Below are 19,521 nucleotides of genomic sequence, written 5' to 3'. Positions count from 1 at the left end.
TTTATCATCTCCGCGACACATAGAAAAGAGGACTGAATGGCGAGTAACAACGTAGCCCAATTTGCCACCGAACTGAAGATGCCTGCAGACTTGCTGCTGACGCAGCTGCGTTCTGCCGGCGTCGAGAAAAGTTCGACGTCAGATCCATTGTCGAAAGATGATAAGGATAAGCTGCTCGATCATCTGCGTCGCACCCACGGCGCCGCAGCCGACGTGGAAAAGAAAAAAATCACGCTGACGCGCAAGGAAACCACCGAAATCAAGCAGGCCGACGCCAATGGCAAGGCCCGCACGATCCAGGTCGCCGTCAAGAAAACGCGGACTTTCGTCCAGCGCGACGAACCGGTCACGACCACTGCTGCCGCCCCTGCGGCGCCGGTGATCGATGCGGCCGAAGTGGCGCGCCGCGAAGAAGAGGCGCGCAAGCAGGCCGAACTGATCGCGCGCCAGGAAGCCGATCTGCGCGAGAAGCAGGAGCGCCTGGCCAAGCTCGACGCCGAGAAGGAAGCGCAGGCGAAAGCCACCGCTGCCGCCGAAGCGCAAGCGAAGAAGGAAGCCGACGCCGAAGCCAAGCGTGACGCCGAGCAGGCGGCCGCCCGTGCCGCTGCCTCGGCCCTGAACGCTGCCAGCGCCAACGCCCATGCCGGCGCGTCCGCTGCCGATGCGGCTGCCAGCGCCGCTGCCGAAGCGCAAAAGAAAGCGGCTGCCGAAGAAGCCAAGAAAAAGGCCGACGCGGCCGCCAAGGAAGCTGCCGAGAAGGCCGCTGCCACCGAGCGCGCACGCAAGGCCGTGGCCGACGAAGTCGCCCAGATCAAGGCCATGATGAACGCGCCGCGGCGCGCCATCAAGGCGCCGGAACCGGCGCCCGCTCCGGTCAAGCCGAAAGTTGCTGAAGGCACGCTGCACAAGCCTGCCACCACGGCTACCGCCGCCAAACCGGGCGACAAGCCAGGCGACAAAAAGCCGGGCGACAAGAAATCGATCAAGTCGGCCAACGTGGCCTCGACCTGGTCGGACGACAAGAAACGCGGCGGCCCAGGCGGCAAAGGCCGTGGCGCCCCGTCGGGTCCATCGACCGGCCGCGACAGCTGGCGCGGTGGCAAGGGCGGCGGTCGTCGTCATGCAGCGTCGGAAGAGCGTGAAACCAACTTCCAGGCCCCGACTGAAGCCGTGGTCAAAGACGTGTACGTGCCGGAAACCATCACCGTGGCCGAACTGGCCCACAAGATGTCGGTCAAGGCGTCCGAAGTCATCAAGCAACTGATGAAGCTGGGCCAGATGTGCACGATCAACCAGGTGCTGGACCAGGAAACCGCGATGATCGTGGTCGAGGAAATGGGGCACAAGGCCCACGCTGCCGAGGAAGACGATCCGGAAGCGATCCTGGCCGACCAGGGCGAGCACGCGCACTTCGAATCGAAGCCGCGCGCACCGGTGGTCACCGTCATGGGTCACGTCGACCACGGTAAAACCTCGCTGCTCGACTACATCCGCCGCGCCAAGGTCGCCTCGGGCGAAGCGGGCGGGATTACCCAGCACATCGGCGCTTACCACGTCGATACGCCACGCGGCATGATCACCTTCCTCGACACCCCGGGTCACGAAGCCTTCACGGCCATGCGTGCGCGCGGTGCCAAGGCGACCGACATCGTCATCCTGGTGGTGGCGGCCGACGACGGCGTGATGCCGCAAACCAAGGAAGCAATCGCCCACGCGAAAGCGGCCGGCGTACCACTGGTGGTGGCGATCAACAAGATCGACAAACCGGGCGGCAACGTCGACCGTGTGACGCAGGAACTGGTGGCCGAGAGCGTGGTGCCGGAAGAATACGGCGGCGATTCGCCATTCGTGCCGGTATCGGCCAAGACCGGCCAGGGCATCGACAACCTGCTCGAACAGGTGCTGCTGCAGGCCGAGGTGCTGGAACTGAAAGCCCCGGTCGAAGCGCCGGCCCGTGGCCTGGTGGTCGAAGGCCGCCTGGACAAGGGCAAGGGCCCGGTCGCCACCATCCTGGTGCAGTCCGGTACCCTGAAGCGCGGCGACGTGATTTTGGCAGGCTCTTCGTTCGGTCGCGTGCGCGCCATGCTGGACGAGAACGGCAAGCCGATCACCGAAGCCGGCCCGTCGATCCCGGTCGAAATCCAGGGCCTGACCGAAGTGCCGCAAGCCGGTGAAGAAGTCATGGTCATGGCCGACGAGCGCAAGGCGCGTGAAATTGGTCTGTTCCGTCAAGGTAAGTTCCGCGACGTGAAACTGGCCAAGCAGCAAGCCGCGAAGCTGGAAAACATGTTCGACCAGATGGCCGAAGGCGAAGTGAAAAACCTGCCGCTGATCATCAAGACCGACGTGCAGGGTTCGCAAGAAGCGCTGGTGTCGTCGTTGCAGAAACTGTCGACCTCCGAAGTGCGCGTGCAGGTCGTGCACGCAGCGGTCGGTGGCATCACGGAATCGGACGTCAACCTGGCCGTGGCCTCGAAGGCCGTCATCATCGGCTTCAATGCCCGTGCCGACGCCCAGGCCCGCAAGCTGGCCGAGTCCAATGGTGTGGACATTCGCTACTACAACATCATTTACGATGCGATCGACGAGATCAAGTCGGCACTGTCGGGCATGCTGGCGCCGGAAAAACGCGAAACCGTCACCGGCCAGGTCGAGATCCGCCAGGTCATCCTGGTCTCGAAAGTCGGCGCGATTGCCGGTTGCCTGGTCACCGATGGCGTGGTCAAGCGGTCGTCGTCGGTGCGCCTGCTGCGCAACAACATCGTGGTGTGGACTGGCGAGATCGATTCGCTCAAGCGCTTCAAGGACGATGCGAAGGAAGTGCGCGCCGGTCTGGAATGCGGTCTGTCGCTGAAGAACTACAACGACATCCAGGTGGGCGACTCCCTGGAAGTGTTCGAAGTGCAGGAAATCGCCCGTACGCTGTAATCGCGGCGCTACGCGGCAACAGGTAAAGTGGGCGGCGGCTGTCAGGCTTCCGTCCACTTTGCCGTTTATGGAAACTCATCATGGCAAAACATAGCAAAAACATCCCGCAGCGCGGCTTGCGCGTTGCCGATCAAATCCAGAAAGACCTGTCGGAACTGATCGCCCTCGAATTGAAAGACCCGCGCGTGGGCATGATCACGCTGTCCGAAGTGCAGCTGACGCCCGACTACGCCCACGCCAAGATCTATTTCACCATGCTCAAGGACGACCCCGAGTCGGTGAAGAACACGCTGGCCGGCCTGCAGGCCGCCTCCGGCTACCTGCGCAACATGCTGGGCAAACGCCTGCACATCCACACGCTGCCAGCGCTGCACTTCGTGCACGACATGTCGGCCGCGCGCGGCATGGCAATGTCGGCGCTGATCGACCAGGCCAATGCCACCCGCGCATTGGATGACAGCGCGGATGACGGCAAGGAAGAATGAATCAGCCCAAAGTCAAACGCGTGCGCGACCTGGTCGATGGCGTGCTGCTGCTCGACAAGCCGGTCGGTTTTTCCAGCAACGATGCCCTGATCAAGGCCAAGCGCGTGCTCAACGCCAAAAAGGCCGGCCACACCGGCACCCTCGACCCGTTTGCCACCGGCCTGCTGCCACTGTGCTTTGGCGAAGCGACCAAGTTTTCGCAGGATTTATTGGAAGCCGATAAAACCTACCAGACCGTGGTCCACCTGGGCCAGACCACCGACACCGGCGACACCGAGGGCGAAGTGCTCGAGACGCGCGACGTCAACGTCACGCTGGCACAGATTCACGCGGTGCTGGAGCAGTTCCGCGGCCCGATCGCGCAAGTGCCGCCCATGTATTCGGCCCTGAAACGCGACGGCAAGCCGCTGTACGAATATGCGCGTGCCGGCATCACGCTCGAACGCGAAGCACGCCACGTCGTCATCCACAAGCTGGAACTGGTGGCCTACCAGGCGCCGATGCTGACCCTGTCCGTCACCTGCAGCAAGGGCACGTACATCCGCGTACTGGGCCAGGACATTGGCGCTGCCCTCGGCTGCGGCGCCCACCTGAACGCGCTGCGCCGCACGCAGGTGGGACCGTTGACCATGGAAAATATGATCGCGCTCGACGCCCTGGTCGCCCATCCGGAACCGTTGAGCCTGCTGGCCCCGGTCGATGCGCTGCTGGCCAGCTTCCCGGCCGTGCAGCTCACTGACGCGCTGGCCCAGCGCTTCCTGAACGGCCAGCGCCTGGCGCTGGGCAAGGAAACGGTGGCCGTGCCGGCGCAGCCGGGCCGGGTGCGCGTGTATCTCGACGACAAGCTGCTGGGAACGGCCATGCTCGGCGACTACGCCATCCTGGCGCCGGAGCGGCTGATTGCGTTCACGGCGCAATAACGCAACACCACGGCCACTTCGAAAATAAGCAGCCGGCCGGCGATAGAGTTGCAGCGCAACATGCTATACTAGCCGGCTTTCCGTACAGCTTCTTGTACGCACCCGCAGTTTTTCCGCAAATATACGACTATGTCCACTACTAAACGCGCAATTCGCAACATTGCAATCATCGCCCACGTTGACCACGGTAAAACCACCCTGGTTGACCAACTGCTGCGCCAGTCCGGCACCTTCCGCGAGAACCAAGCGGTCGATACCCGTGTCATGGACTCGAACGACCTCGAAAAAGAGCGCGGCATCACGATTCTGTCCAAGAATTGCGCAGTCGAGTACGAAGGCACCCACATCAACATCGTCGACACCCCGGGCCACGCCGACTTCGGCGGCGAAGTCGAGCGCGTGCTGTCGATGGTCGACTCGGTGCTGCTGCTGGTCGATGCGCAGGAAGGCCCGATGCCGCAGACCCGCTTCGTGACCCGCAAGGCACTGGCGCTGGGCCTGAAGCCGATCGTGGTCGTCAACAAGGTGGACCGTCCGGGCGCACGCGCCGACTGGGCCATCAACCAGACCTTCGAACTGTTCGACAAGCTCGGCGCCACCGACGAGCAGCTGGACTTCCCGATCGTCTACGCCTCGGGCCTGAACGGCTACGCCGGCCTGACCGAAGACGTGCGCTCGGGCGACATGAAGCCGCTGTTCGACGCCATCCTGGAACACGTGCCGGTACGCGACGACAATCCGGACGGTCCGCTGCAGATGCAGATCACCTCGCTCGACTACTCGTCGTACGTGGGCAAGATCGGTATCGGCCGCATCAACCGCGGTCGCGTCAAGACCGGCCAAGACGTGATCGTCCTGAACGGCCCTGACAGCACCCCGATCAAGGGCCGCATCAACCAGGTGCTGAACTTCAAAGGCCTCGAGCGCGTGCTGGTGGACGACGCTGTTGCCGGCGACATCGTGCTGATCAACGGTATCGAGGAAATCGGCATCGGTTCGACCGTGTGCGCACCGGACACCCCGGAAGCGCTGCCGATGCTGACCGTCGACGAGCCGACCCTGACCATGAACTTCATGGTCAACAACTCGCCGCTGGCTGGCCGCGAAGGCAAGTTCGTGACCTCGCGCCAGCTGCGCGACCGCCTGGAAAAAGAACTGAAGGCCAACGTTGCGCTGCGCGTGGCGCCGACCGAAGACGACACCACGTTCGAGGTATCGGGCCGCGGCGAACTGCACCTGACCATCCTGATCGAAAACATGCGTCGCGAAGGTTTCGAGCTGGCCGTGTCGCGTCCACGCGTGGTGTTCAAGATGGTCGATGGCGTGCGCCATGAGCCGTACGAGCAACTGTCGGTGGACGTCGAGGAAGCCAACCAGGGCGGCGTGATGGAAGAACTGGGCCGTCGTCGCGGCGACCTGCAGAACATGGAATCGGACGGCAAAGGCCGTGTGCGTCTGGAATACCGCATCCCGGCCCGTGGCTTGATCGGCTTCCAGGGCGAGTTCATGACCCTGACCCGTGGTACCGGCCTGATGAGCCACGTGTTCGACGCCTATGCACCGGTCGATACCGGCAAGGGCGAACTGGGCGGCCGCCGCAACGGCGTGCTGATCTCGCAGGACGACGGCGCTGCCGTGGCCTACGCGATCTGGAAACTGCAGGACCGCGGCCGCATGTTCGTGGTCCACAACGACCCCGTGTACGAAGGCATGATCATCGGCATCCACTCGCGCGACAACGACCTGGTCGTCAACCCGATCAAGGGCAAGCAGCTGACCAACGTGCGTTCGTCGGGTACCGACGAAGCCGTGCGCCTGGTGCCGCCGATCCAGATGTCGCTCGAATACGCGGTCGAATTCATCGACGACGACGAACTGGTCGAAATTACCCCGAAATCGATCCGTCTGCGCAAGCGCTTCCTGAAAGAACACGAGCGCAAGAAAGCCTCGCGCGAAGCGTAAGTCTGCGCGTGCCCGCTCTGAAAGCCGCCCCTTGGGGCGGCTTTTTTTTTTTATTGATCCAGGTCATGTCTCAATCAATAAATGCTGGCTTCGGCTGGCATTCTATGAACCGGATTCGTTTGCCTTTTCCACGGCGCTGCGGTACTTTTGTGCATGGCAACATGACCATGCATGGAGGATGTCGTGAGTGAAGAAAAGTACAGTCCGTGGCCCAACCCGATGCGCTGGCCCGGTAACCCGTTCCACCTTGCCCAGCAGGGGCTCGACTACTGGGTGGACGCCTGCCAGCGCTCGATCCTGTTCCTCGATGTGCTGCGCCAGCGCGGCACCGAAAGCAATGCGCGCGCCGCCAAGACGGCGCCGCACGTGCTGAGCTTTCCGTTCGAGATCATCATGGACGGCAGCACGCTTGCGCGTCCGGTCAACTACGGCCTGTGCTACATCGCCCCGCCCGACGGCATCGAACCCGACCCGACCAAGCGCCCGTTCATCGTGTTCGATCCGCGTGCCGGCCACGGTCCCGGCATCGGCGGCATGAAGCACGACAGCGAGATCGGCGTGGTCCTGAAAGCCGGTCACCCGTGCTATTTCGTCGGTTTCACGCCGGTGCCGGTGCCGGGCCAGACCATCGAGGACGTGTGCCGCGCCGAAGCGGCCTTCATCGCGCACGTGGCCGAGCGCCACCCGCAGGCCGACGGCAAGCCGGCCCTGATCGGCAACTGCCAGGCCGGCTGGCAGATCATGATGACCGCCGCCCTGAAACCGGACCTGGTCGGGCCGCTGGTGCTGGCCGGTGCGCCGCTGTCGTACTGGGCCGGCGTGCGCGGCAAGAACCCGTTGCGCTACCTGGGCGGCGCGCTCGGCGGCACCTGGATGACCTCGCTCGCCGGCGACCTCGGCAATGGCATCTTCGACGGCGCCCAGCTGGTCGCCAACTTTGAAAAAATGAATCCGTCCAACACGCTGTGGACCAAGAACTACAATGTGTATTCGAAGATCGATACCGAGGCGCCGCGCTTCCTCGAGTTCGAGAAATGGTGGGGCAACCCGGTGCTGCTCAATGCCGGCGAGATGCAGTACATCGCCGACTCGCTGTTCGTCGGCAACCGCCTGAGCGAAGCGTCGCTGCTCGACAGCGACGGCCACCGCATCGACCTGCGCAACATCAAGTCGCCGATCGTGGTGTTCTGCTCGTGGGGCGACGACATCACGCCGCCGCAGCAGGCGCTGGGCTGGGTGCTCGACCTGTACGAGGACGACGACGCGCTGGTGGCCGGCGGCCAGACCATCATCTATTCGATGCACCAGAGTATCGGCCACCTCGGCATCTTCGTCTCGGCGTCGGTGGCCAACAAGGAGCACGAAGAATTCACGGCCGCGATGGACATGATCGACATCATGCCGCCCGGCCTGTACGAAGCGGTGTTCCTGGAAAAAGACGAGGAAATGCTGCAGGAAGAACTCGCTGCCGGCGACATGATGGGCGGCGACTACGTGATGCGCTTCGAACGCCGTCCGCTGGAATCGCTGCGCGCACTGGGCGGCAACGATGAAGCGGACGAGCGCCGCTTTGCCACCGTGGCGCGCGTGTCGGAAATCAACCAGGGCCTGTACCGTACCTTTGCCAGCCCGGTCGTCAAGAGCCTGGTGACCGAGCACAGCGCCAGGCAGCTGCGCGAGCTGCACCCGATGCGGCTGCGCTACACGGCGTTCTCCAACAAGAACAAGCTGCTCGACGGCATTCCGGCGCTGGCTGCCAAGGTGCGCGCCCAGCGCCGCCCCGTGGCCAAGGACAATGTCTTCCTGCAGCTGCAGGACGCCATGTCGAAACAGATCGTCGCGGCGCTCGACCTGTACCGCGACGTGCGCGACCAGGCCACCGAGCACTTCTTTCTGACCGTCTACGGTTCGCCCGTGCTGCAGGCGCTGGTGGGCTTGCGCGCAGAGAACGGGGCGCCGCGCCGCATCGGCCGCGACCTGGCGCGCGAGGCGGCGCTCGACGCCTACCGCACTGCCGCCGCCGGCAAGACCGCCGAAGGCGGCACCACGGAAGCGATCATCCGCAGCCTGCTGTACATCTACCGCAGCCCGGAACTGAGCGCGGCCGACGAGCGCGCGTTTGCCACCATCCGCCAGCTGCGGCTGCGCACCGCCAGCGACGAAGAGCTCAGCGTCACGCACTTCAAGACCATCGTGCGCGAACAATACCTGATGCTGCAGGTGGCCGAGGAAGCGGCCATCCGCGACCTGCCGCTGCTGCTGCCGGACGACCCGGACGCGCGCGCCACCGCGCTGGCCATCGTGCGCCAGGTGGTCGGCGCCACCGGCACCGTCACCGGCGACGCCGCCGAGCGCCTCGAGCGCGTGGCAGCCCTGTTCGGCCCCAAGCTGGCGGTGGTGCGCAAGAAGAAGCAGGGCAGCGACGCGGCCTAGTGATTGCGGACCGGTGCGGCGGACCGGTACGGCGCAGCGCTGCGTCCACGCAGCGGCGCTCGCCTGATCGCGTTTGGCTGCGCGGCCCGGATCTATTTCAGGCCCGAACCGCCCGAGCCGGATTCGGACTGATACGGCAGCTTGGCGGTATAATGACGACCCCCTACCGACCAGCAGTTGCCGCCATGACCATCGACACTTCGCAAACAACCGACGCCGCCTCCGCCCCCGTGCCTGGCCGCCGCCTGTCGGTGGCACCGATGATGGACTGGACCGACCGTCACTGCCGCGTGTTCCACCGCCACATCACCGAGCACACCTGGCTGTACACGGAAATGGTCACCACCGGTGCGCTCGTGTATGGCGACGTCGAGCGTCATCTGCGCTTCAACGAGGAAGAGCACCCGGTGGCGCTGCAGCTGGGCGGCAGCGACCCGGCCGACCTGGCGACCAGCGCCAGGCTGGGGCAGCAGTGGGGCTACGACGAGATCAACCTCAATTGCGGCTGCCCGTCCGAGCGCGTGCAGAAGGGCGCGTTCGGCGCCTGCCTGATGGCGGAGCCGCAACTGGTGGCCGACTGCGTGAAGGCGATGCGCGACGCGGTCGATATCGACGTCACCGTCAAGCACCGGATCGGTATCGACAAGCACGAAAGCTACGATTTCGTGCGCGATTTCGTCGGTACCGTGGCCGAGGCCGGCTGCACCACGTTCATCGTCCATGCGCGCACTGCCATCCTGAAGGGGCTGTCGCCGAAGGAAAACCGCGAAATTCCGCCGCTCAAGTACGACGTGGCGTACCGCCTCAAGCGCGACTTCCCCGACTTTGAAATCATCATCAATGGCGGCATCAAGACCGAAGCCGAGATCGACGAGCACCTGCGCCATGTCGATGGCGTGATGCTGGGCCGCGAGGCGTACCACAACCCGTTCCTGATGGCCAGCTTCGACCAGCGCTATTACGGCGCCACGACCGAACCGAAGTCGCGCGCCGAAGTGATCGAGGCGATGATTCCCTACATCGCGGCACAGCTGGCCCAGTACGGCGTTCACGGCCTCAAGATGAATTCGATCACGCGCCACATGCTAGGGCTGATGCAGGGCTTGCCCGGCGCGAAATCGTTCCGGCAAACTTTGTCGGACGCGAAACAATTGGCAGCCGGCGACGCCACCTTGCTGCGCCAGGCTGCAGTACGCCTGACGGCGGTCTGACGGCCGGCCAGGCCGGCACTCGCCCCTTAGCGTCATCCTTCATCCCGTTCCCCTACCGGCGCCGCTCGGCGCCGCGTTCCCCGCATTTTTGCACCGATTTTCAGTGTAACTTGCAAGCAGAATTTCAAAGTGTTGGAATTTCCACTAAGAAATTATGTTTCCGCGAAGACCGTTATTATTTACTTGCCGTGTGGAAAAACATGGATTTATAATTCATTTCCGTACACATCTGTCCACCGTCTTTCGTATGTGTATTGCGACGCAAAAGAGACAATCCGACGCTGGTGGAGCGCCAAATTTTGCATTCGCAGTCATTGTTTGCTAATGTCATGTTTACTTGCATTGCAGAAATGTTCGGATTGGCGTTGTCCCCAAGCTCGACGGGCCGTCCCAAGGCAAATTCTTATTAACAGTGTCACTTACGAAGAGACGAAATGAATTTAGCAAAAATGAAAGTTGGCATGCGCCTGGGCCTCGGATTCGCCCTGGTCCTGGTGTTCCTGATCGCGGTCACCACGGTCGGCATCTTCCGCATGGCACAAATCCAGGACCGCCTCGACCACGTCATCAGCGTCAACAACGTCGTCACCCGCCTGGTGACCGAGATGCGCACCAACGTTGCCACCCGCGTCAGCACGCTGCGCATCCTGACCCTGCTGAGCGATCCGGACGATATGGCCAAGGATCTCAACAACGTCAAGACGCTGGCCGCCGCCTATACCGAGGCACAGAACAAGTTGAGCGCCCAGTTCGCGACTGAAGCGCTGCCGGAAGAAAAAGCGCTGCTCGCTGCCATCAAGGAGCAGGAAGCGGTCGCCATGCCGGCCATCGCCAAGGCCACCGATATGTGGGTGGGCGGTCAGGCCGAAGCGGCGACGCGCGTCCTGATCAAGGAAATCCGTCCGGCGCAGGTGAAATGGATGGCCGCACTGGATCAGCTCGGCGCACTCGAAGACAAGCTGAATGCTGAAATGCAGGTGGAAGCTGCCAAGGGCTTCGCCAGCGGCCGTACCTTCATGATCATCATGGGCTTGCTGGCCGTGGCAATTTCGGTGGCTGCCGCCGTGGTCATCACCCGTGGCCTGCTCAAGCAGCTGGGCGCCGAACCCGGCTACACCTCGGCCATCGCCAGCAGCATCGCCAGCGGCGACCTGGCCGTGTCGATCAACACCACCGGCAATGACAAGACCAGCCTGCTGTACGAAATGCGCGAAATGCGCGACAGCCTGGTCGACATCGTGGGCCAGGTCCGTACCGGCACCAAGACCATCGGCACCGCCACCCGCGAGATCGCCGCCGGCAACTCCGACCTGTCGGCCCGCACCGAAATGCAGGCCAGCTCGCTGGAAAAAACCGCGACCGCCATGGAAGAGCTGACCTCGACCGTGAAGCAGAATGCCGACAACGCTCGTGAAGCCAATCAGCTGGCCTCGGCCGCATCGGATGTGGCGCTCAAGGGCGGCAAGGTGGTGTCGGAAGTGGTCGATACCATGAGCTCGATCGATGCCTCGGCCAAGAAGATCGTGGACATCATCGGCGTGATCGACGGCATCGCCTTCCAGACCAACATCCTGGCGCTCAATGCTGCCGTGGAAGCCGCCCGTGCCGGCGAACAGGGCCGTGGCTTTGCCGTGGTGGCGTCCGAGGTACGCAACCTGGCTCAGCGCTCCGCTGGTGCCGCCAAAGAAATCAAGATGCTCATCGATGACTCGGTGGAAAAAGTCGGCGCCGGCACCAAGCTGGTCGGCCAGGCCGGCGTGACCATGGACGAAGTGGTGTCCTCCGTGCGCCGCGTAACCGACATCATGAGCGAGATCGCCAACGCCAGCCAGGAGCAGAGCGCCGGCATCGAACAGGTCAACCTGTCGATCATCGAGATGGACAGCATGACCCAGCAGAACGCCGCGCTGGTGGAGCAATCCGCCGCCGCAGCCAAGAGCTTGCAAGACCAGGCCGACGAGTTGTCGCGTGTCGTCAGCATCTTCAAGCTGGTGGAAGGGGAGGAGCGCGAGATGGCTCCGGTCTTCGTGAAGGCGGCGCCGGTAAAGCCTGCAGTCAAGGCCATCGTGACGCCGATCGCCGCCGCACCCCGCGCTCCGGTAAAGAAACTGGCCACCAAGCCAGCACCTGCACCGGCAGCCAAACCGAAGAAAGTCGTCAATGCTGCCAGCACCGCCAGCGCTGACGAGTGGGAAGAGTTTTAAGGAATCCAAGTATTGCCCGGACCGCTGTCACGTTGTTGCGTGATGGTGGAAACGCCAAGGCGGACCGGGAACCACACCTGTTGTTAAAAATAATTGAGAGAAATTAAATGACCAAGTTTTCGACCGTAATCGCTGCCTTCCTGCTGTCCGCTACCTCCGCCGCCGCCATGGCGGTCGAAGTTCCGGCAACCCTCGACGCCAAGAACTGCAAGGCTGAATATCCAAAAGCCTCGCTGATCAACGAAGAGCAGGGCGACGTCAAGATGTCGTTCCTGGTGGGCGCAGACGGTACCGTTGTCGATTCCAAACTGGACAAATCGAGCGGCTTCAAGAACCTCGATAAAGCCGCCCTGAAAGCGCTGTCGGCCTGCAAATTCAAACCCGGTACCAAGGACGGCGCCGTCGCCCAGACCTGGGCCAAGGTCGACTATAGCTGGAAGCTGTAACACCTGAACGCCACCATTATCCATAGGGGAAAAATCATGATGACGAATAAACGTATGTTGGGTCTGGTTGCAGCGGTTCTGGTCGCAAGCGCGCCAAACGTGTTTGCCGCCGAAGTGCCAGCCAGCTTCGATTCCAAGAACTGCAAGGCCGAGTATCCGAAGGCGTCGCTGATGAACGAAGAGCAGGGCACGACGTCGATGTCGTTCCTGGTCAAGCCCGACGGTTCGGTGGCCGATTCCAAGGTCGAGAAGACCAGCGGTTTCAAAAACCTCGACAAGGCTGCCATCAAGGCCCTGTCCGCCTGCAAATTCAAGCCCGGCACCAAGGACGGCGCACCGGCCGAAACCTGGACCAAGGTCGATTACGCCTGGAAGCTGGACTGATAGATTCTTGCTGACAAAAGGGAGCCCGCGCGGCTCCTTTTTTTATGCCGATGGCACACACCGGTGTAACAAGCTGTAATGGCGCTGCGCGCGCGCTGCACGATCTTATATAGTGTGATCCTGGACAAGGAGAATTGGCGATGAAATCGATCTTAGCAGTGGTCGGCGTGGTGGCGGCGCTGACGGGATGCGCAACCCAGCAACCTTATTACAGCAGCGCGCGCGTGGTCAACGATCCGTATCAGTGGCGCACCGTGTCGGTGACGCCATCGGACCGCGTGTACGGGCAATCGTCGGCGCCGGTCTATACGACCGAGGAATTGCCGCCGCAACCGAGTTCACGCGTCGTGTACAGCGAGCAGCCGGTCACCACCACGTATATCACCGAGCCCTCGACGGTGATCTACCAGCCGGCCCCCGTGTATTACCAGCCGGCGCCGGTGTACTACCCGCCAGCACCGTCATACTATTACCCACCGGTCTCGATCGGCCTGAACTTTGGCTTTACGCACTTCTCCGGCGGACGCGGTTACTACGGCGGCCGCGGCGGCTGGCGTCGCTAAGCGCCCTGCAACCCATGAAAAATCCCGCTGTGCCGATCGGCGCAGCGGGATTTTTTTCCCCGTGATCTGCTCGTTCAGCGCAGCGTGTACACGGACATCTGCGTGTGCTGCAAGGTGTTTTCTTCCACCAGAACGATGGTCGATGCGCACACCAGACTCAGTGCGATTGCGCCGTATGCGATGCGTGCGTAGCGTGCCATGACAGACTCCCGGGAAGGTTGGATTCGATGGTGAAATCTTAAGCCAGCCGTACTGGGGAGGGGATCAGCCAACTGTCCGACGTTCTGTAGGACAACAGCTTGGAGCGGACGCTAGCGCTTTTTCCAGAGCGTGACCGGCGACGCCGGCGCGGTGTCGAGCTTGTCGCACAGCTGCAGCCACTGGGTCAGGCGGTCCGGCTGCTTGAGCATGATGCCGGTGCCGTCGATGATGCCGACCTGTTCCAGGCAGCGTGCGTCGATCTTGGCCTTGGACACCGTGGGCGCGGCCATCACCATGCGGTCGTAGGCCTTGCGCGCCTTGTTCTCCCATTTGTGCAAGCCGCTTTCGTCGAAGCGGTTCGCTTCGAAATACACTGTCAGCGACCCGTCCGGGTTGCCGAAGCCGACGATGCCCGATCCGCTGCGGATGGCTGCATTGGCTGCGGAATCGAACATCTCGGAGGGAACGAACACGCCGGCACGGCCGTCGCGGTCGGGGCGTCCTACAGGCGTTTCCTTGCTGTAGGTGGAAATTTCAGAGGGTGATTTATCTTCGGACATGATGATAGAAATGGTGACACCGCGTGCGCTGGGCGATACCTGGACATTGTACGTTACCTAGTTCCCAATGGAAATATTTCTGAAGAAATGTTGTAGTACATGAACACGTTAATGTTCGCACCACATGTAATTCCTGACTATCAGTATAATTTATCCATAGACACATTAATTCAACTATCAATAATAGCAATAATCTTTAATTAATTTTATAAATTTGCGAAGGTGAGGAAAAATCCATGTCGTTTCACACTCTCAAGGTCGGTACCCGGCTGGCGCTCGGTTTCGGCATCGCGCTGGTGGTATCGTCCGTCATCTCCGCCATTGGCATCTCCAGTCTGGGTTCTCTCAACGATTCGCTGATCGCGACCGTCGATTTCAACGGGCAGGAATCGAATCTCATTTCCAGGGCAATCGGCGAAGCGCAGAAATCCTCTGCAGCGATGCGCAACCTGATCGTACTGACCGATGTGCCGCGGATGACGGTACAGAAGGAATCGTTCGATAAAAGCCTGGTGGCTTACGACAAGGCAATCGCCGACCTGGAAGCGCTGTTTCAGCGCGATGCCGATACCAGCGCGGACGAACGGGATCACCTGAGCCGGATCGCGCAACTGAAAATGTCGGCTTTGCCGTTGGTAAAAAAAGCAGCCGACCTCGGCTTCGCCAACGATCCCAGCGGCCCGGACGTGCTCATGGAGCAGACCGGACCCGCGCTCGACAAGTGGATCAACGCGCTGATCGACTTCCGCGATTACGAAACGAAGATCAACGACGACACGGCGCGCGAGGCCCATGCCGGCTATCAGCACAGCAGGACATTGATCATCGCCATCTCGCTGGTCGGCATCCTGGTGTCGGTCGTCGCCGGCTTCGCGATCACGCGCAGCATCCTGCGCCAGCTGGGCGGCGAGCCCATCTATGCGATGGACGTGGCTCAGCATATCGCCTCGGGCGATCTGAATGCCGATATCCTGGTGCAGTCCGGTGACCGCAGCAGCCTGATGTTCTCGATGAAACAGATGCGCGACCAGCTCGCTGACATCGTGGGACGCGTCAGGACCGGTACCGACACCATCGCCACCGCCTCGTCGCAGATTGCGGCCGGCAACCTCGACCTGTCGTCGCGCACCGAAGAGCAGGCCAGCTCGCTCGAGGAGACGGCCTCCTCGATGGAAGAGCTGACCAGCACGGTCAAGCAGAACGCCGACAACGCGCGCCAGGCCAACCAGCTGGCCGTCTCGGCGTCGGAAGTGGCGGTCAAGGGCGGTGCGGTGGTCGGCCGGGTCGTGGAAACGATGGCGTCGATCAACCAGTCGTCGCAGAAAATCGCCGACATCATCGGCGTCATCGACGGTATTGCATTCCAGACCAATATCCTGGCGCTGAACGCTGCCGTGGAAGCTGCCCGTGCCGGCGAACAGGGCCGCGGCTTCGCGGTCGTGGCCAGCGAGGTGCGCAACCTGGCCCACCGCTCCGCCTCTGCCGCCAAGGAGATCAAGGTGCTGATCGAAGACTCGGTGAGCCAGGTGGCGACCGGCGGCAAGCTGGTTGACGATGCCGGCACCACCATGACCGAGATCGTGCAGTCGATCACGCGCGTGACCGACATCATGAGCGAAATCGCCTCGGCCAGCGCGGAACAGACCATGGGCATCGAGCAAGTCAATTCGGCCATCGCGCAAATGGACGAAGTGACGCAGCAGAACGCGGCGTTGGTCGAAGAAGCGGCCGCCGCCGCCAATTCGATGCAGGAGCAGGCCGCGATCCTGTCCGACGTCGTCAGCGTGTTCAAGGTGGGGCAGCAGGCCAGCGAGCTGGCACCGCGTCCGGCCTTGGTGCAGCCGGCCACGCCCCGTGTCGCACTGGCCAAACCCGCAGCACCGAAGCCTGCAGCGTCCCGCCCGGCGCAGGTGGTGCAGGCGGAGGAGTGGGAACAGTTTTAAGCGCCGATGCAGTCACCATCACAACATCCCGGTCAGCAGCTGACCGGGATTTTTTTCACGCTGACGCAGAGTTGACGCTGCAAACAAAAAAGCCCGGTTGGCGTTATGCGCAACCGGGCTTTCTTTAACATTCTGTGGGGTGGCTGATGGGGCTCGAACCCACGACAACAGGAATCACAATCCTGATAAAAGCGCATTTATCTCTGTTGATTCACGTATGTATTTTGTTGTATTCCTATATTAATCATAGGCTTACGATTTTTTCAGTGTTGATTTGCGTTACCTTTCGCTGATTGATATACTCCCTGCCGGGTTACATATCGGTTACATAGGTTGCATGGGGGAGTGCTCAGCGATGGCAAAAGTAAAATTCACGGCGGGGCGGGTGAGCGGCTTCCAGTGCGAGGAAGGCAAGAGCCAATCCTTCCTGTGGGACAGCGAGGCCCCCGGTCTTGGGCTTCGGGTAACAGCGAACGGGGCCAAGTCGTATATGTTCCAAGCGAAGCTCAACGGTGCGGCTATGCGCATCACTATCGGAGCCCCCGGCACGTGGACCATTCCAGAAGCGCAAGCTGAAGCGCGCCGTTTGAAAGTCCTTATCGACCACGGGAAAGACCCGCGCCAGGTAAAGGCCGCTGGCCTCGCAGCCGAGGAAAAGGAGCGAGACGACAGGCGAGCCGAAGCTGACGCTAAGGAGCTTCAGGACAAGCGCGAAACGGTGACACTGGGCACGGTTTGGCCGTTATATGTCGAATCACGTCGCAAACGTTGGAGCGAATGGCACATTCGCGACCACGAAAATGTCGTGCGTGTCGGCGGTGTTCAGAAGGTCCGCGGAAAAGGGGTGACGGAGCCAGGCCCGTTAGCGTCATTGCTTGACGTGCGCCTGTCTGACCTGACCGGCAAGCATATCGGCGCGTGGCTTTCTAAGGAAGCTAAAACCCGGCCGACGCAGGCCGCGTTGTCGTTCCGTCTGCTATCCGTGTTCATCAACTGGTGCGACTCACAATCGGAGTATGCCGGGCTGGTTCCCGCTGGCGCTTGCAAGGCGCAACAGGTACGTGACGAAATGCCGAGCAAAAACGCAAAGGAGGGCGACAGTCTGCAACGCGAACAGCTTGCACCGTGGTTTCAGGCTGTGCGCCAGATGACGAACGCAGTGCAATCAGCTTACTTGCAAGCTCTTTTACTCACTGGCGCACGCCGCCGAGAACTTGCTGCGCTGCGATGGCTTGATGTAGATTTTGAATGGCTAAGCATGACGATTCGCGACAAAGTTGAAGGGGAGCGTACAGTTCCGCTGTGCCCCTATGTCGCACAGCTGCTGGCCGCGCTGCCACGCCGTAATGAATGGGTGTTCTCCAGTCCCACGTCTGCAAACGGCCAGCTTGCAGAGCCGACGCCAGGGCACAAACGTGCGTTGACCGCTGCTGGGCTGCCCGACCTCACATTGCATGGCCTGCGTCGTTCTTTTGGTTCGCTCGCAGAATGGACCGAGACTCCGGCGGGCGTGGTAGCGCAAATTATGGGGCACAAGCCAAGCGCTATAGCCGAGAAGCACTATCGCCGCCGTCCGCTCGACCTGCTGCGAATGTGGCACGTTAAGATTGAGACTTGGATGTTGGAGCAGGCGCGAATCGACTTCGTGCGTGCTTCGCCGGTTCTGCGCGTAGTGGTCGCAGCTTGACGGCATGGCAACCAATGCAAAGCGCGCGCCTACCGGGAATTCGGTAGCGTACCTCCGCGCCGCCCGTCCAGAATCTTTTTAACGTATAGCGCAGGGATGTAAGTGTTTAATATTCAGCTGGAACCAAATGAGCAAGCTATCTCTGTTGAGGATTTAGTGCAAAGGATTGTTAAGTCGGCGAGCCGGCCGAGGGGTACATCGCCCACAAACGAGGCGCCCACGGAATTTATGCGGAGGATTCTGTACGAAAATAATGTGGCTGATGAATGCAGAATTAATGTTCAAGCTGCTGTTGACGCCGCTATATCAGACGGTGAATCGCCACGACAATTGTAGACACTCCTGAGCCATAATATCGGACCCAAGGAGAATGTATGAGTGGCAAGCGGTACACAGAAGAATTCAAGATAGCAGNTGAATCGCCACGACAATTGTAGACACTCCTGAGCCATAATATCGGACCCAAGGAGAATGTATGAGTGGCAAGCGGTACACAGAAGAATTCAAGATAGCAGCAGTCAAGCAGGTAGCCCAGCGTGGGCATCCTGTTAGCGAAGTGGCAGAGCGGCTCGGGGTAAGCATTCACAGCCTGTACGCCTGGACGAAGCGCTATGGCGTGCCTGAGGCAGAGCGCAAGGCTATCGAGGCCCAGTCTGACGAGATGCGGCGTCTGAAGGCTGAGCTCAAGCGCGTCACGGAGGAGCGTGACATATTGAAAAAGGCCGCGGTGTACTTTGCCAAGACGTCCGGGTAAGGTACACCTTAATTGCTGAGTTACAGGGCCAATTCCCGGTGCGCCGGCTGTGCAAGGTGCTCGAGGTGCATCCCAGCGGCTTCTATGCCTGGCGCCTGAATCCTGAAAGCCGCCGCGCAAAAGAAGACAAGCGTTTGCTCGCGTCAATCAAGGAGTCATGGTTGGAAAGCGGCAGCGTGTACGGCTACCGCAAAGTGAGCGATGACCTGCGAGAACTCGGTGAGCAATGCGGCATCAATCGCGTTCACCGCCTCATGAGGTCGGCCGGAATTCGTTCGCAAACTGGTTATGCCAAGCGCAAATACAAACGCGGCGGCGCGCCTTCGCTGGTGGCCCCTAATCATCTACAGCGCCAGTTCGACGTCGAAGAACCGAATCGCGTTTGGGTAACCGATATCACGTATATCCGTACCTACGAAGGCTGGCTTTATCTGGCAGTGGTGCTGGACCTGTTTTCGCGGCAGGTAGTTGGATGGTCGATGAGTTCGCGCATCGATCGCGAGGTGGCGATGAACGCGCTTTTGATGGCCGTCTGGCGCCGGCAGCCCAAGAATACGGTGATGGTCCATTCCGATCAGGGCAGCCAGTTCAGCAGCTACGACTGGCGCGACTTCCTGGACGAGCACAACCTGCAGCAGAGCATGAGCCGACGCGGGAATTGTCATGACAACGCCGTAGCCGAAAGCTTCTTTCAGCTCTTGAAACGAGAGCGAATCAGGCGAAAGACATACGGCACCAGGGATGAAGCAAAGCAGGATGTCTTCGATTACATCGAGATGTTTTACAATCCAAAGCGCCGGCACAGCTTCAGCAATGACTTGTCGCCAGTCGAATATGAAA

Annotated in this window: 15 protein-coding genes; 13 read left to right on the top strand and 2 right to left on the bottom strand. The window is 61.3% G+C overall.

Annotated elements, in window-relative coordinates:
* The first annotated feature begins 36 nt into the window (after positions 1-36).
* The 10 genes from infB (at position 37) to ASF61_RS00030 (ending at position 13,536) form a co-directional block, all read left to right on the top strand.
* On the top strand, positions 37-2,928 hold the full coding sequence (gene infB, locus ASF61_RS00075) for a translation initiation factor IF-2 (protein ID WP_056149785.1): 2,892 nt from the start codon (positions 37-39) through the stop codon (positions 2,926-2,928).
* A gap of 80 nt (positions 2,929-3,008) precedes the next feature.
* A complete protein-coding gene (rbfA, locus tag ASF61_RS00070; RefSeq protein ID WP_056149783.1) occupies positions 3,009-3,413 on the top strand; it encodes a 30S ribosome-binding factor RbfA in 405 nt (134 codons plus the stop codon).
* Complete coding sequence (gene truB / locus ASF61_RS00065) at positions 3,410-4,333, top strand: tRNA pseudouridine(55) synthase TruB (protein WP_056149780.1); 924 nt, start codon at positions 3,410-3,412, stop codon at positions 4,331-4,333. The genes rbfA and truB overlap by 4 nt, the downstream gene beginning before the upstream one ends.
* A gap of 129 nt (positions 4,334-4,462) precedes the next feature.
* Positions 4,463-6,295 (top strand): translational GTPase TypA, encoded by a 1,833-nt coding sequence (gene typA, locus ASF61_RS00060; protein ID WP_056149776.1) that lies wholly within the window; start codon positions 4,463-4,465, stop codon positions 6,293-6,295.
* A gap of 183 nt (positions 6,296-6,478) precedes the next feature.
* On the top strand, positions 6,479-8,728 hold the full coding sequence (locus ASF61_RS00055) for a DUF3141 domain-containing protein (protein WP_056151134.1): 2,250 nt from the start codon (positions 6,479-6,481) through the stop codon (positions 8,726-8,728).
* 185 nt (positions 8,729-8,913) lie between these two features.
* A complete protein-coding gene (gene dusA / locus ASF61_RS00050) occupies positions 8,914-9,939 on the top strand; it encodes a tRNA dihydrouridine(20/20a) synthase DusA (RefSeq protein WP_056149774.1) in 1,026 nt (341 codons plus the stop codon).
* Positions 9,940-10,373: 434 nt separating this feature from the next.
* A complete protein-coding gene (locus ASF61_RS00045) occupies positions 10,374-12,143 on the top strand; it encodes a methyl-accepting chemotaxis protein (RefSeq protein WP_229205655.1) in 1,770 nt (589 codons plus the stop codon).
* Positions 12,144-12,250: 107 nt separating this feature from the next.
* Positions 12,251-12,589 (top strand): energy transducer TonB, encoded by a 339-nt coding sequence (locus tag ASF61_RS00040; protein WP_056149769.1) that lies wholly within the window; start codon positions 12,251-12,253, stop codon positions 12,587-12,589.
* 54 nt (positions 12,590-12,643) lie between these two features.
* Positions 12,644-12,973: an energy transducer TonB gene (locus tag ASF61_RS00035; RefSeq protein ID WP_082491129.1), complete on the top strand. Its 330-nt coding sequence runs from the start codon at positions 12,644-12,646 to the stop codon at positions 12,971-12,973.
* A gap of 140 nt (positions 12,974-13,113) precedes the next feature.
* Positions 13,114-13,536, top strand: a complete 423-nt coding sequence (locus tag ASF61_RS00030) for a hypothetical protein (RefSeq protein ID WP_056149766.1) — start codon at positions 13,114-13,116, stop codon at positions 13,534-13,536.
* A 74-nt stretch (positions 13,537-13,610) separates the two neighbouring features.
* Here ASF61_RS00030 and ASF61_RS24295 read toward each other — a convergent pair whose 3' ends face one another.
* Both ASF61_RS24295 and ASF61_RS00025 read right to left on the bottom strand, forming a co-directional pair.
* Complete coding sequence (locus tag ASF61_RS24295; protein ID WP_255354525.1) at positions 13,611-13,736, bottom strand: hypothetical protein; 126 nt, start codon at positions 13,734-13,736, stop codon at positions 13,611-13,613.
* Between the two features lie 111 nt (positions 13,737-13,847).
* Positions 13,848-14,297, bottom strand: coding sequence for a hypothetical protein (locus ASF61_RS00025; protein ID WP_056149764.1), 450 nt, complete (start codon positions 14,295-14,297; stop codon positions 13,848-13,850).
* A 236-nt stretch (positions 14,298-14,533) separates the two neighbouring features.
* On the opposite strand from ASF61_RS00025, the gene ASF61_RS00020 reads away from it, so the two are divergent.
* The 3 genes from ASF61_RS00020 to ASF61_RS00005 form a co-directional block, all read left to right on the top strand.
* Positions 14,534-16,240, top strand: a complete 1,707-nt coding sequence (locus tag ASF61_RS00020; RefSeq protein WP_056149762.1) for a methyl-accepting chemotaxis protein — start codon at positions 14,534-14,536, stop codon at positions 16,238-16,240.
* Positions 16,241-16,595: 355 nt separating this feature from the next.
* Positions 16,596-17,927, top strand: coding sequence for a site-specific integrase (locus ASF61_RS00015; protein ID WP_056149760.1), 1,332 nt, complete (start codon positions 16,596-16,598; stop codon positions 17,925-17,927).
* Between the two features lie 475 nt (positions 17,928-18,402).
* Positions 18,403-19,521, top strand: a protein-coding gene (locus tag ASF61_RS00005) for an IS3 family transposase (protein WP_156369412.1) whose coding sequence is annotated in 2 segments (ribosomal slippage) — positions 18,403-18,646 and positions 18,646-19,521 — 1,120 coding nt annotated over the 2 segments. Because the reading frame shifts where the segments join, the coding sequence is not laid out codon by codon here. This gene is flagged as partial in the annotation.

Origin of the sequence: Duganella sp. Leaf126 (assembly GCF_001423125.1) — a bacterium.
Lineage (GTDB): Bacteria > Pseudomonadota > Gammaproteobacteria > Burkholderiales > Burkholderiaceae_D > Rugamonas.
The sequence above is the reverse complement of the archived record's forward strand: the minus strand, read 5'-3'. Positions and strand labels throughout refer to the sequence as shown.